The 13,442-nt window shown below is 52.1% G+C and carries 12 protein-coding genes; 3 read left to right on the top strand and 9 right to left on the bottom strand.

What is annotated here, in order from left to right:
- Positions 1-142: 142 nt before the first annotated feature.
- Complete coding sequence (locus V0288_RS04160; RefSeq protein WP_332863765.1) at positions 143-2,308, top strand: ComEC/Rec2 family competence protein; 2,166 nt, start codon at positions 143-145, stop codon at positions 2,306-2,308.
- Positions 2,309-2,322: 14 nt separating this feature from the next.
- The gene (locus V0288_RS04155; RefSeq protein WP_332863764.1) at positions 2,323-5,952 is read left to right on the top strand and encodes a hydantoinase B/oxoprolinase family protein; all 3,630 of its coding nucleotides are present in this window, start codon (positions 2,323-2,325) and stop codon (positions 5,950-5,952) included.
- A 19-nt stretch (positions 5,953-5,971) separates the two neighbouring features.
- Here the strand turns inward: V0288_RS04155 and V0288_RS04150 are convergent, their stop codons facing one another.
- The 9 genes from V0288_RS04150 to psbP all read right to left on the bottom strand — a co-directional run bounded on the left by V0288_RS04150 (position 5,972) and on the right by psbP (position 12,541).
- Positions 5,972-6,235: a DUF2442 domain-containing protein gene (locus tag V0288_RS04150; protein ID WP_332863763.1), complete on the bottom strand. Its 264-nt coding sequence runs from the start codon at positions 6,233-6,235 to the stop codon at positions 5,972-5,974.
- Positions 6,195-6,434 (bottom strand): DUF4160 domain-containing protein, encoded by a 240-nt coding sequence (locus V0288_RS04145; protein WP_332863762.1) that lies wholly within the window; start codon positions 6,432-6,434, stop codon positions 6,195-6,197. The genes V0288_RS04150 and V0288_RS04145 overlap by 41 nt, the downstream gene beginning before the upstream one ends.
- A 130-nt stretch (positions 6,435-6,564) precedes the next feature.
- On the bottom strand, positions 6,565-7,926 hold the full coding sequence (locus tag V0288_RS04140; RefSeq protein ID WP_332863761.1) for an amidase: 1,362 nt from the start codon (positions 7,924-7,926) through the stop codon (positions 6,565-6,567).
- Positions 7,927-8,071: 145 nt separating this feature from the next.
- The gene (locus tag V0288_RS25055; protein ID WP_422661893.1) at positions 8,072-8,446 is read right to left on the bottom strand and encodes a c-type cytochrome; all 375 of its coding nucleotides are present in this window, start codon (positions 8,444-8,446) and stop codon (positions 8,072-8,074) included.
- A gap of 296 nt (positions 8,447-8,742) precedes the next feature.
- Positions 8,743-9,342: an urease accessory protein UreG gene (gene ureG, locus V0288_RS04130; RefSeq protein WP_332863759.1), complete on the bottom strand. Its 600-nt coding sequence runs from the start codon at positions 9,340-9,342 to the stop codon at positions 8,743-8,745.
- A gap of 174 nt (positions 9,343-9,516) precedes the next feature.
- Positions 9,517-10,668: an esterase-like activity of phytase family protein gene (locus V0288_RS04125; protein WP_332863758.1), complete on the bottom strand. Its 1,152-nt coding sequence runs from the start codon at positions 10,666-10,668 to the stop codon at positions 9,517-9,519.
- 67 nt (positions 10,669-10,735) lie between these two features.
- The gene (locus tag V0288_RS04120; RefSeq protein WP_332863757.1) at positions 10,736-11,326 is read right to left on the bottom strand and encodes a Maf family protein; all 591 of its coding nucleotides are present in this window, start codon (positions 11,324-11,326) and stop codon (positions 10,736-10,738) included.
- Positions 11,327-11,486: 160 nt separating this feature from the next.
- Positions 11,487-11,897 (bottom strand): hypothetical protein, encoded by a 411-nt coding sequence (locus V0288_RS04115; protein ID WP_332863756.1) that lies wholly within the window; start codon positions 11,895-11,897, stop codon positions 11,487-11,489.
- A 95-nt stretch (positions 11,898-11,992) separates the two neighbouring features.
- A complete protein-coding gene (psbP, locus tag V0288_RS04110) occupies positions 11,993-12,541 on the bottom strand; it encodes a photosystem II reaction center PsbP (RefSeq protein WP_332863755.1) in 549 nt (182 codons plus the stop codon).
- A gap of 60 nt (positions 12,542-12,601) precedes the next feature.
- Here psbP and V0288_RS04105 point away from each other — a divergent pair, with 60 nt between their 5' ends.
- Positions 12,602-13,378 carry a tetratricopeptide repeat protein gene (locus tag V0288_RS04105; protein ID WP_332863754.1) on the top strand — a complete coding sequence of 259 codons (777 nt, stop codon included), beginning with the start codon at positions 12,602-12,604 and terminating at the stop codon, positions 13,376-13,378.
- Positions 13,379-13,442: the final 64 nt, after the last annotated feature.

The following is a 13,442-nucleotide window of genomic DNA, read 5'->3' as shown; positions in this document are numbered from 1 at the left end:
TCAATCAGTAGGTTGGGTTGAGGCAACGAAACCCAACAGGAAAATCTTAAAGATTAGGTTTCCCCCCGTTCAAGGCGACCGATGAAATAGACGAGATAACGGATACTCGATCACCTCCACCCTCTACCGACCATTTTCGATCATGAATCGCTATAGTGGTACGATCGTCTGTCTCGCTTACTCGATCGGTTTACTCTCCACGGGAATTCTCGATTTCTCCGATGGTTTTCCCGTTTGGTGGGAGTGGCTAATCCGAATCTCGGGATTAACGTTCCTCGCGCTTCTCCTCGCCATTTTCGCCCCCCGTTTCTGGTGGCTAAGTCCCCCTCGAAAAATCTGGTTTATCGCGGGACTGGTAGCGATTCTCGCCAGTATTTATCTAGAATTTCGTGTCCCTTACCCGACGGCTAACGATATTAGTCAGATTGCCGAAAAAGGCGGTCAGATAATTACGGTGGCAGGGAATAGTATCTCAGAGACCAGACTAAATCGCAAGGGGAATTTACAATTTCAATTACAGGTAAAACAGTTTAGCGCGAACGATTTACCCTCGGAACACGCGAGCGGTAAGTTGTACGTTACCCTCCCGAATACGGCAGAAAATCGCTTGTATTCGGGGCAAGAAGTGACGGTAAAAGGGTTACTCTACCGACCTCGAAGGGCGAATAATCCGGGGGCTTTCGATTTTCGGGATTATCTAGCGCGTCAGGGAATCTTCGCGGGGTTACAGGGCAGGAAAATTATCGAGAAAAAACCGCCATCGATCGGGGTCTGGCAGATTCGTCAGAGAATCATCGACGCGCAAATTCAAGGATTAGGAAAAGAAAAAGGTTCCTTATTAAGTTCCATCACCCTCGGACGGCAATCGATCGATCTCCCCGCCAACATTCAGGATAAATTTACCAAAACGGGCTTGGCTCATGTCTTGGCGGTTTCGGGATTTCATGTCGCGCTTTTACTCGGAATTCTTTTAACCGTCACCCGAAGGTTATCCGCGAGAAGTCAATTCATCATCGGTAGTATCTTTCTGTTATTCTATCTCACTTTAACTGGATTTCAACCCTCGGTAGCCCGCGCCGTATTGATGGGACTCGGCGCGTTAATCGGTATTTTATACAATCGGAAAATCAATAGTTTCGGCTCTCTCCTCGTCGCGGGAACGATTCTCCTAATCTTTCAACCGCTCTGGATCTGGAACCTCGGATTTCAATTAAGTTTTCTCGGAACTCTAGGGCTATTAATCACCTTACCCGCGATTCAAAACCGTATCGATTATCTACCCGTAAAAATCGCCGAACCGATCGGGATTACTCTCGCCGCGACGATTTGGACATTACCGTTATTGATGTATACTTTTAGCTCGATCGCTCCCTACAGTCTCTTAGTAAATGTTATAACAACTCCCCTAGTGATGATCGTCAGTTTAGGGGGAGTGATCAGCGCGTTTCTCGCTTTACTTTATCCCCCGTTAGGAAGCGCGAGCGCGTGGCTTCTGTATTATCCGATCGAACTGCTATTACAAATTCTAACTTTCTTTACCTGTTTACCGATGAGTACCTACGCGACGGGAAAATTATCCCTAGGCGCGATGTTAATTCTATACGCGTTACTGGGATTACTCTGTGTCAATCAATGGCTACAGAAACGCTGGTATTTCGTGGCTTTATTCGCCTTTATTATCATTCTATTACCAATTCTCTATAACGCGTTGACCCTAACGAAAGTAACCGTTTTCGCCACGAGGAAGGAAGCGGCGATCGTTATTCAAAACCGCGGTCGAACGGTGTTAATCAACGGCAACGATCCCGACACGGCGCGCTATACCATTTTACCCTTTTTACGGGAACAGGGAGTTAATCAGATTCAAGGAGCGATCGCCGTACTTTCTAAACCGAATTGGTCGTCTATTACAGAAAATTTACCCATCGATCGAGAGATGAATCTTTCCCGAGAAAAAAAAGCAACTCTCGGATCGATCGAATTCCAAACCGATCGAGATTTCCTACAATTTCAAATAGACGGGAAAAGGTGGCGATGGATTCTCACTCCCGATAAAACCGTTTCCGAATCGCCTTCGAGTCCCGTATTCGTTTTACTATGGAAAGGAAGATCGATCGAGGAAAACTGGCTAGAAACTCTCCAACCCCGCGCGGCGATCGCCATTACCTCGAATCTCTCCCGCACCACTCGAAAACAATTGAAAAACGCCGGTATTGACTATTTCTGGACGGGGCGCGACGGCGCGATTCAATGGACACCGAAAGAAGGATTTCAACCGTTTCTAGAAGAAAGTAGACCGTTTAATTAACTTAATTAACCGCGATGACAACCGACACCCGACAAGATAAACGCTGGCAATTCTGGATCGATCGAGGGGGAACATTCACCGATATCGTCGCTTTAACGCCAGAAAACGACATTTTAACGCAAAAAATGCTCTCGGAGAACCCCGATCGCTACCGGGATGCCGCGGTCGCGGGAATTCGCGCGTTACTCGGTTTACAACCCGATGAACCGATTCCCGAGGAAAAAATCGCCAGCGTGAAAATGGGAACCACCGTCGCCACCAATGCCCTCCTAGAGAGAAAAGGCGATCGCACCGTCCTCGTCATTACCCGCGGTTTTCGCGATGCCCTCCGTATCGGCTACCAGAATCGCCCCGACATTTTCGCCCGCGAGATACTCCTACCCGAAATGCTCTACGAACGGGTAATCGAAGTAAACGAACGAGTAGATGCGCGCGGAAATGAATTAACCCCTGTAAGCCTCGATTCCGTTACAAGAGACCTACAATCGGCGTATAATAGCGGGATTCGCTCCTGTGCCATCGTTTTCCTCCACGGCGATCGATATCCCGAACACGAGCGGAAAGTGGCGGAAATCGCCCGTTTAATCGGTTTCACCCAGATTTCCGTCTCTCACGAGGTCAGCCCTTTGATGAAATTGGTCAGTCGGGGCGATACCACAGTAGTATCCGCTTACCTCTCGCCGATCCTGCGTCGCTACGTGGAACAGGTGGCGGGAGAGTTAGCCCCGAGTGGCGAGAGCGAGTTACAGTTACTTTTCATGCAATCCAACGGCGGATTAGTTTCCGCGGGGCGATTTCAGGGTAAAGATAGCATTCTTTCCGGCCCCGCGGGGGGAATTGTCGGCGCGGTGAAAACCAGTCAAATCGCCGGGTTCGATCGAATTATCAGCTTCGACATGGGGGGAACCTCCACCGATGTCGCCCACTATAACGGCGAGTACGAACGCGTTTTCGAGACAGAAATCGCGGGAATTCGCATTAAAGCGCCGATGATGGCGATTAACACCGTCGCGGCGGGGGGTGGCTCGATCTTACACTACGATGGGGCGCGTTTTCGAGTCGGCCCGGAATCGGCCGGCGCGAATCCCGGCCCTGCGGCCTACGGGAAAGGGGGGCCGCTAACCGTCACCGACGCGAATGTGATGGTGGGTAAGCTACAGCCGGCGTTTTTCCCCAAGATTTTCGGCGAAAACGGCGATCGATCGCTCGATTCCGAGATCGTCCGGGCGAAATTTCAAGAACTGGCGCGACAGTTAAACGAAACCCCGGAAGCCGTCGCCGGGGGATTTCTCGAAATCGCCGTCCAAAATATGGCGAACGCGATTAAAAAAATCTCTTTAGAGCGGGGATACGACGTTTCTGAATATACTCTCTGTTGTTTTGGCGGTGCGGGAGGACAACACGCCTGTTTAATCGCCGATACGCTGGGAATCGATCGAATTTTCATCCATCCCCGCGCCGGGGTTCTGTCCGCCTACGGGATCGGTCTGGCGGAAATCCGGATTCTCAAGGAAAAGGGGGTAGAAAAGCTATTTACCGCCGAATTAGTCCCCGATCTCGAAGTATTATTCTCGGAATTACTCGATCGAGCGAACGCGGAACTTATCGCCCAACAACCACCAACCGACGCGACCGTAAAATCGATCCGGAAAGTCCATCTCAAGTACCAAGGAACGGACTCTACCCTAGCGATCGATTTCGACAGTCCCGACAAAACGCGGGCGCGATTCGAGGCACTGCACCGTCAGCAATTCGGCTTTATCATGGAAAATAAGCCCCTGATCGTCGCTTCCATCTCCCTAGAACTGATTTGCCCCACATACAAACGTGAGGAAACGATTATCCCCCGTTTTCGGAATACTCCCCCGATAGCGATCGCCAGCGTTCCCGTCTATACCGCGGGCGCGTGGCATTCCACCCCTGTCTATCAACGCGACGACTTACAGCCGGGGGACACGATTTCCGGGCCCGCGCTGATTATCGAGTCCACGGGGACGAATATCGTCGAACCGGGTTGGCGGGGATCGATCGATGATTACAATCACCTAATTCTCGAAAAAGTCAAGCGAAATTTACCAAAAGTAAACAATAACCCTCTAGAAGCTACGCCCAATCCCGTTTTACTAGAGATTTTTAATAATCTCTTCCGCTCGATCGCCGAACAGATGGGAACCACCCTGCAAAAAACCAGCTATTCGGTCAATATAAAGGAAAGACTCGATTTTTCCTGCGCTATATTCGACGGTTTCGGGCAATTAGTCGCCAACGCGCCCCATATTCCCGTACATCTCGGCTCGATGGGCGAGAGCGTTAAAAGCCTCATCCGCGACCGCGGGGACGAGTTACGCGCCGGCGATGTCTACGTTTTGAACAATCCCTACAATGGCGGTACACATTTACCCGATATAACCGTTATAACTCCCGTTTTCGACGAATCGCACTCGAAACCGCTCTTTTACGTCGCCTCGCGGGGACACCACGCGGATATCGGCGGTATCACTCCCGGTTCCATGCCGCCGGATAGTCATTCCGTGGAGGAAGAGGGGATTTTTATCGATCATTTCCGCTTGGTTGCCGAGGGACACTTTCAGGAGGCGGAATTGTTGGAATTACTCACCGACGCTCCCTATCCCGTCCGCGATCCCGTCCAGAATCTCGCCGACTTACAAGCGCAAATCGCCGCCAACGAAAAGGGAGTTCAAGAGTTACGCCGCGTGGTGAATCATTACGGACTGGCGACGGTACAAGCCTATATGCGATTCGTGCAGGATAACGCGGAAGAATGCGTGCGCCGCGCGATCTCTCGGCTACAAGACGGTGAATTTTCAACGGTTCTCGATAACGGGGCGATAATTCGGGTGAAAATCACGATCGATCGAGCCAACCGGACAGCAACCATCGACTTCACCGGAACCTCGCCACAACTGGAAAGCAACTTCAACGCGCCCCGCGCCGTGACGAAAGCCGCCGTTCTCTACGTTTTCCGCACCCTCGTCAACGATAATATTCCCCTCAATGAAGGCTGTTTAAAGCCGTTACAGGTGATAATTCCCGAAAAATCCCTACTAGATCCCCATTATCCCGCCGCGGTCGTCGCGGGAAACGTGGAAACCTCCCAAAATATCACCGATTGTCTTTACGGCGCGCTGGGAGTGATGGCATCCTCCCAAGGTACGATGAATAATTTCACGTTCGGGAACGCGCGCTATCAATATTACGAGACAATCTGCGGGGGATCGGGCGCGGGGGCGGATTTTGACGGAACGGACGCGGTTCACACCCACATGACCAATTCGCGGTTAACCGACCCGGAGGTTTTAGAATATCGTTTCCCGGTTTTGCTGGAAAACTTTCAAATTCGGGCGGATAGTGGCGGCAAAGGTCGGCATCGCGGCGGGAATGGCGTTATCCGTCGGATTCGCTTTCTAGAGCCGATGACCGCGAGTATTGTCTCTAGCCATCGATCGATCGATCCCTTCGGACTAAACGGCGGGGAACCTGGCGAAATCGGGCGGAATCGCGTGGAAAGAGCCGATGGAACGGTGGAAAATCTCGGAGCGACCGCGAGAGTGGAGATGAACGCGGGGGACGTGTTCGTGATTGAAACGCCGGGGGGAGGGGGTTTCGGGAGTGAGGGGGATTGATGAAAGAAATGAGGAAAAGTTAGAAACGAGATTTTAGAGGAAATCTTTCGGGATGTCTGATGATTTCCTTGCTTAAATCTACATCTAAATCTGGCCAATAAAAGTGATCGGTGAAGGATTCTTCTATATTGAGTATCTTTCCAATAGGAGCATCTTTAAACCACGGAAAATCCTCGTAAGAAAGGAACATTTCTTCATCCCCCGACAGAATCCAGATTCCGTGGGAAGAAATATGAGTAACTTCAACGTTGGAAGTATGTTCGCCAAGTGTTTCTAATTTCATCTTGTCGTTCCTCGATAATTCTTTCGATCGCTTGCAGTTGCTTCCGAGATAGACCCTGATTACGGGCTAACTCGATTTGAGGTTCCAACCAAAACTTAGCTTCTCCATCCCCACAATTAACATGGACGTGCATTCTGGTTTCCTCGCGGGAAAAGAAAAAGAAACGATAACCATCCTCTCGGAAAACGGTCGGACTCATCAGATTTTGAGCGGGTGAAAGCGGATTTTAAAACCGCGTACATTATAGCTAATGTCGTGGAGACGTTTCCGAAAACGCTCTCTCATCCGTTTTATAGTGAGACTCGGCATTCAATCAATTATAACGATCGCTACCCCTCCAACCGCGCCGCGATCGCGAGTAACGTCCCCTCATCGGCCGGTTTGCCGACTAACTGAACCCCCACCGGTAAACCTTCGGCAGAAAATCCCGTCGGTAGCGCGATCGCGGGTAAACCGGTCGCGTTGGCGATCGGCATGGGCGCGATCCAGTGCATAATTTTAGTAATCGTTTCTTCCGGTTCTAAATCAGCCCATTCGCCGATTTTCGGGAGTTGGTGTAGGAAAACGGGTAAAACTAACACATCGAAGCGATCGAACAACGCCACGATCGATCGCGAGTGTATCTGCATCGCCCGCACAGCCTGCAAATATTCCCCGGCCGTCCCCGCGTGACTCGCCAGCCATTGATTCAACGGACTTAACAGACTCGGCGGAATCCCACTAGCGGAGGTTCCCGCTTGCCAGATACGACGGAAGGGGTCGATTAAAGGGCCGACATCGATCGAGATCTCGTCCACCCGATGACCGAACTCCGCCAATCGTCGCGCCGTTTCCAGTACCGCGTCCCTATACACCGTCGCCGCCTCGCCGAAGGGTTCGATCGAGGTAGAAAACGCGATATTTAGCTGGTTTACGGGTCTACGAGTGGCTTCTAGAAAGGAAAACGGCGGATCGGGTAGCCAGTAGGGATCGCCCGTCGTGTAGCCGGAAATCACGTCTAGAAAAGCCGCCCCGTCGGCCACGGTACGGGAAATCACCCCATTCGTGGCGATGCCGCTTTGGTACTCGCCCACCGGCGCCCAGGAAACCCGTCCCCGACTCGGTTTAATGCCCACCAAACCGCAACAGGCCGCCGGAGTCCGGATCGATCCCCCCCCGTCGGAACCCTGCGCGATGGGACAGAAACCCGCCGCGACGGCCGCGGCCGCCCCACCGCTCGATCCCCCCGCGGTGTAATCCCCGTCCCGCGGGTTGCGAACCGGGGGAAAGCCGGAATTCTCGGTGTAGGGAAAAGAACCGAGTTGAGAGGTCGCGGTTTTGCCGAGGAGGATGAAACCAGCGCCTTTTATTTTGGTAACGATCGCTTCATCGTATTCGGCGATATTTTCCCGTAAACCCGCCACCCCGTAGCTAATCGGCATCCCCGCGACGGCGTTCAGGTCTTTAATCGCCGTGGGAACACCGAAAAAGGGCGGTAATTCCGACGGATCTAGCCGGATTAGTCGATCGCCCTGTTCCCTCGCCGTGGCGATCGCGCGTTCTCTCGCTACATGGACGAAACTCCCGATCCGCCCGTCGAGTCGATCGATCCGTTCCAGATAGCTTTCGGTCAGTTCCAACGGCGAGATCTCCCGGTCGCGGATCAGTCTCGCGAGTTCGAGCGCGGGTTGAAAGATTACATCTTCAGTCATTTTTTCACCGTCTAAAAGCTCGTGAATCGGGCGGATAAAAGATCGATCGCCGTAGCCCCGATTCGAGGAAAAAAATACCCGTCCGTAGATAGATGCGTTTTGTATCCGATTCCCGTTCGTATCGCTTTTTCGACGCGGGAGTTCTTTATAAATGTTCTAAATAAATTAATAAATCGGCCATCTCTTGGGGATCGGGCTGGAATTTCGGCATGGGTGGGGTTTTTCCGCTGACAACTTGCTCGATCAGGCTAATTTTCGATTTTCGTCTAGAAACCTCGTGTAAACTCGGCCCCACGCTACCATCCCCGAATTTGCCGTGACATCCCGCGCAATTGATCTGAAAGATCTCGTAACCTCGACCCGCGTTCCCCGGTAAAGCCAATACTTCTTGAACATAGGGATCGGAGATGGTAGCGAGACGGAAACCCAGAAAAATAATGCCCATCGCTAATAACGCGCCGGAAATAAAGAGTAATAGACGAGAGAGGGAAATCTTGGGGTTGACTAGCTGGGTATTCACGGAAGCTGGAGGCGAAATGAGTGTCCTCTTTACATTTTGCAATGTTTTCGGGGGAAAATTCCACGGGCGATCGGGGGCGATCGGGGGCGATCGATCGTTCCGGACGGCTATCGCTCCCGTTTTCCCAGCATTAAAAAACTTTACGACGAGAATATCGGGCGGATCGCCTTTCTCGACCAGCGAGATCCCCCGTAAACTTCCCGAGACGACGACAGGCACCGGAATCCGTCGGGGATCGATCGAATTCCGCCGATCGTAAACTTTCGTGTACTTCCCCGCGGGTCGGGCGATCGGGACTATTCCAGTAAATTCCGCTCGATAAACGATCGAACCGTCTCGAATCCCTCTCTCGTCTTTAAATTGGTGAAAACGAACGGTTTATCGCCTCTCATCTTCCGCGCGTCCCGTTCCATCACCCCGAGATCCGCGCCCACCATCGGCGCGAGGTCGATTTTATTGATCACCAAAAGATCGGATCGGGTGATTCCGGGCCCTCCCTTGCGGGGAATTTTATCGCCCGCGGCCACGTCGATCACGTAGATCGTCAGATCTACCAGTTCCGGGCTAAAGGTGGCCGCGAGGTTATCCCCGCCACTTTCGAGAAAAACTAATTTTAAATTCCCGAATTTCCGTTCTAATTGTTCGATCGCCACCAGATTAATCGACGCGTCCTCCCGGATCGCCGTATGGGGACACCCTCCCGTCTCCACCCCCAGAATTCTCTCCGGATCGAGGGCTTGCGAGCGGACGAGAAATCGCGCGTCCTCCTGAGTGTAGATATCATTGGTGACGACGGCGATCGGGTAACGATCGCGCAGGGATTTACATAACGCGTCGAGAAGCGCGGTTTTTCCCGACCCGACAGGGCCGGCGATACCAACACGGAAAGAAGACATAGATTTGCTTGTGATGGGGTGATGGGGAAGATGGCGAGTTCGGAGTTCGGAGTGGGAAATCAAGATATAGAGGGGATAATTTCGGGAAAAAATCGGGAGTTTCGAGAAATTTACTCCCTACTCCCTACCCTCCTGCCTCCTGCCTCCTGCCTCCTGCCTCCTGCCTCCTGCCTCCTAGCTCTTTTTCAGCCCTCGGACGACGAGAGCGATCGAGAGTAAACCCATGATAGCGTTCGGTTCCGGGACGGTGGTATCGACCTGAAAGGCCAGTAATTGATTGACCTGAGAGCTACTGAAATTATCATCGGCCACGAGGAACAGCGATCGCCGACCGTTGGGTAAAATTTCTCCTAACGTCATTCCCTCCAAATTATCGAGCGAGATGCCTAACGTCGAGAGATCGAGTAAAAGGGTTTTCTGAACGGGAATAATGCCGCTCTGTCCCGCCACGCTATTCAATCCGCTAATTTGCGTCGCCCCGGATAGGGAAACCTGAAAAATCTGGATCGAACTCTGTGGAGTCCCCCCCGTCCCCAAAAATCCCCCGCGCTCTAGCGCCAGTAAATTTTGACCGCTATTGTCGAGGGCGACGAGATCGACGAGACCGTTTACCCCCGTGGAATTGACGAGCGGATCGGTATTGTACAGATACTCGCCGATCGCTTGATTCGTGGTGAGATCGTATTGCAGGATACGGGAGGGACTACCGGCCGCCACGGTGGGAGTGTTGCCATCCTGTCGGAGTGCGTTTTCGGTAGCGCTGAAAAGATAGCGCCCGTTCGGGGTGATCGTTAAACTCTCCAGGGATAGATTATCGCGAACGCCGGTGGTCGCGGTCGGTAGAAATTTGGCGGGAATCGGTAAAGTTTGCCCCTGTATCCCCGTGGATAGAGAGAATTGGCCGATTAAAGGGGTTCCCGCGCTCCCGCCCTCGGAGGCGATGAAAACCGAATTCCCCCCCGCGAACGCGATCCCCTCGGGATCGAGACCGGAAACGGGAAAGGTCTGTCCGTTCGATTGTCGCAGGAGCGTCGCGCCGGTGAGCGTGACCGAGGATAGACTACCACCGGAGAGATCGATCGACGCGGTGTAGAAACGGGAAGGATTCGCTTCCGATCGATCGTCCGAGAGAATATAATAACGATTCTGAACCGGATCGTAGGTAATTCCCGATAATCCCCCCGCGATCGTCCCGTCGATTAGCGGCGTTTTCGGGATGGTGGTTCCCCCGAGAAAGGTTAATCCTTGAATATCGGACGCGCGGACGGGAGTGGAAAGAAAAGCGATCGCTCCGAGGGCGCTCGGGAGAATCTTCGGTAGACGCATATTCGGGCGGGATAGAGAGGCTATCCCCATTAAAGTCGATCGAGAACGATCCGAGTATTGAGAAAAGTTAACGCCAGAAATCGGTAATTTTATACCCTAAATCGCCTAACATCCGTCGTAGGAGCGGCAGACTTAAACCGATGACGTTGCTGTGACAGCCTTCCAATTTCTCCACGAATAAGCCTCCTTTCCCTTCCAACGCGAAACAGCCGGCACATTTCATCGGTTCCCCCGTGTTCACGTAGGCGATAATTTCTTCGTCGCTAAGGTCGGCGAAATGAACTTTCGTGATCCCGCAGAGGGTGAGGGTTTTTTCCTGCCGTCGATCGATCAGCGCGTGACCGGTATAGAGAATTCCCCGACGGCCGCGCATTGTCCGCCACCGTTCGATCGCTTCTTCCTCTGTCGCGGGTTTTCCGTACACTTCCCCCCCCACTTCCAACACCGAATCACAACCGAGAATCAGCGCGTCCTCGAATTTCGGGGCGATCGTCTGGGCTTTACACTGGGCTAAGGTCTGCACGAGATGTAGGGTATCCTCGGCCTGGATAATCGATTCATCGAAGTGACTGACCTCGATAATGGGGTCGATTCCCACCATCTGCAACAGTTTTCGGCGCGCGGGGGAAGCGGAAGCGAGTACGAAGGGAATCGGCATAGTTGAAGATTACAGAAATGGGATGTCGGGTGATGGGGGATGGGAAAAAGCGGTCAGATAGATCTCTCTTTAGATAGTAGCCAAGGCGGAAAAACTCGCTCTTTGAAAGCTGATAGCTGATAACTGATAGCTAAAAGCCTCCTATCTCCTGCCTCCCGATTTAGGCTCGCGAATCGTCCGGGGGTAGGTAGCGATCGAGGATCTCGTTCATTCTCGCCTCTCTTTTCTCGATTTTATCGGAACGATTGTAATCATCCGATTGTACCCGATAAAAATCGGACATAGAACGGGTTAATTGTCCTAAAAGTTGGTATAAACCCTGTCTATCTCGCTCCCACTCTTTTTTCGATTCCGCGAGATTATCACTCAACGCCTGAATCGATTTCGCGTTCGAGTTGGCGATCGCTCTCGTTTCCTGTAAATTCTGACTTGTTACCTGTAAGCCCTCCTTGATTTCTTGTATACCCTCTCTGGCTTCTCGTAAGCCCTCTTTTACCTCGCGCAAGCCTTCTAGCAGTTTTCCCGCTAAGGCTTCCAGTCTATCCATTCGGTTTTCTGCCGGTTCGCTCATAATATCCTCGATTTCGGTTACTCGATGTTTCGGGAATCCGTCCGTAGTTCTATTATCGATCGCCGTTCCGTTCCCCCGCGACGAGCGATCGAGCGTCAAGTGACCGAGAAAGAATCGACGATCGTTTCAAACAGTTCGTGAACTTTCGCCCAGCGTTTTTGCGAGGTGGAGAGATTGAACGAATAGAGTTTCCCGTTACGCGCGGTGACGCTGGCGAGGTTGTGGCGTTCTCGATCGTCGGGGAATTTAACCTGATATTCCAGTAAATAGTATTCTTGACCGTTTTGCTGACGGGATTCGGCCCGGATCAGGTCAACTTCTTTATCGAGAGCCGGATTCAAGCTATGGTTTTTCAGGAGACGATACCCGACCTCGGTGGGCGTTCCCAGATCTGCTAGAGTTTTATTGTCGGTAACGGGATTAATAATCACGCTCACGTTTTCGGTCGTCTCGATGATATCGTGAAAAACCACGTCCACCCCCGCGGACTTTTTCACCTCCACTCTCGTCCATCCGTTCGGGTATAAAAATTGATAGCCTCCCTTCGCGTTCACGTAACTTTGTAGGCCCCCCGTACTCCCGACGCAACCGGTAACGATCGAACTGACGAGGAGGAGGACAAGAGCGAAAAAGACTTTCCACATGGATTTCTCTCGATAAATCGTTAATTCATTTTACTATTGATTCGTTTCGGGTAACTAACTATGAAAACAGCGAGAAAACTGGCGATTATTACCACTGTATCAACATTCCTACTCTCGATCGCTCCCGTGATGGCGCAGACCGCGAAACCCGCGACGAACGCGGTCGATCTCTACAATCGCGGGGTCGATCGGCTGAACTCGGGGGACTACGCCGGGGCGATCGAGGATTTCACCGGCGCGCTGGCGATCGACCCCAAGGACGCGGACGCTTTCTATAATCGCGGTTACGCTCGGTTAATTCTCGGCGATCTCGATCGGGCGCTCGAGGATTACACGGGAGCCTTGACAATTAATCCGAATTATGTTAACGCCCTGGGAAATCGTTGTTACGTGTATTATCTGACGAAAAAATATAACGAGGCGGTCAGTGATTGCACGAAAGCGATCGCCCTCAATCCCTCTTTCGGGGATTTCTTCGTCTATCGCGGCAACGCGAGCGACGATCTGGGGAAACACGGGGACGCGATCGACGATTACACGAAAGCCCTCAGTTTACAGGGAACGAGAGGCCGCGATCGGATTTTTTACAATCGCGCGCTGGCCTACAATCGATCGGGACAGCACGAACAGGCTCTACGGGACTATAACGAGAGTATTCAGGTTAATCCGAATTTCGCGGAAGCCTATCACAATCGCGGCCTGACTTACTACAAATTAGGCGATAAAGCGAAGGCGATCGCCGACTTACAACAAGCCTCGCGACTGGCGATCGCGGCCGGACAACAATCGATGTCCGATAAATCTCTCAAAGCGATCGAGACGATTCAAGGAAAGTAGGGGATGGGGGAGGTGAGGGAGATGGGAAGACGGGGAGATTATAAATATTACTAATCTCCTGACT

The sequence above is a fragment of the Pannus brasiliensis CCIBt3594 genome, assembly GCF_036688125.1.
Classification (GTDB): domain Bacteria; phylum Cyanobacteriota; class Cyanobacteriia; order Cyanobacteriales; family Microcystaceae; genus Pannus; species Pannus brasiliensis.
The sequence above is the reverse complement of the archived record's forward strand: the minus strand, read 5'-3'. Positions and strand labels throughout refer to the sequence as shown.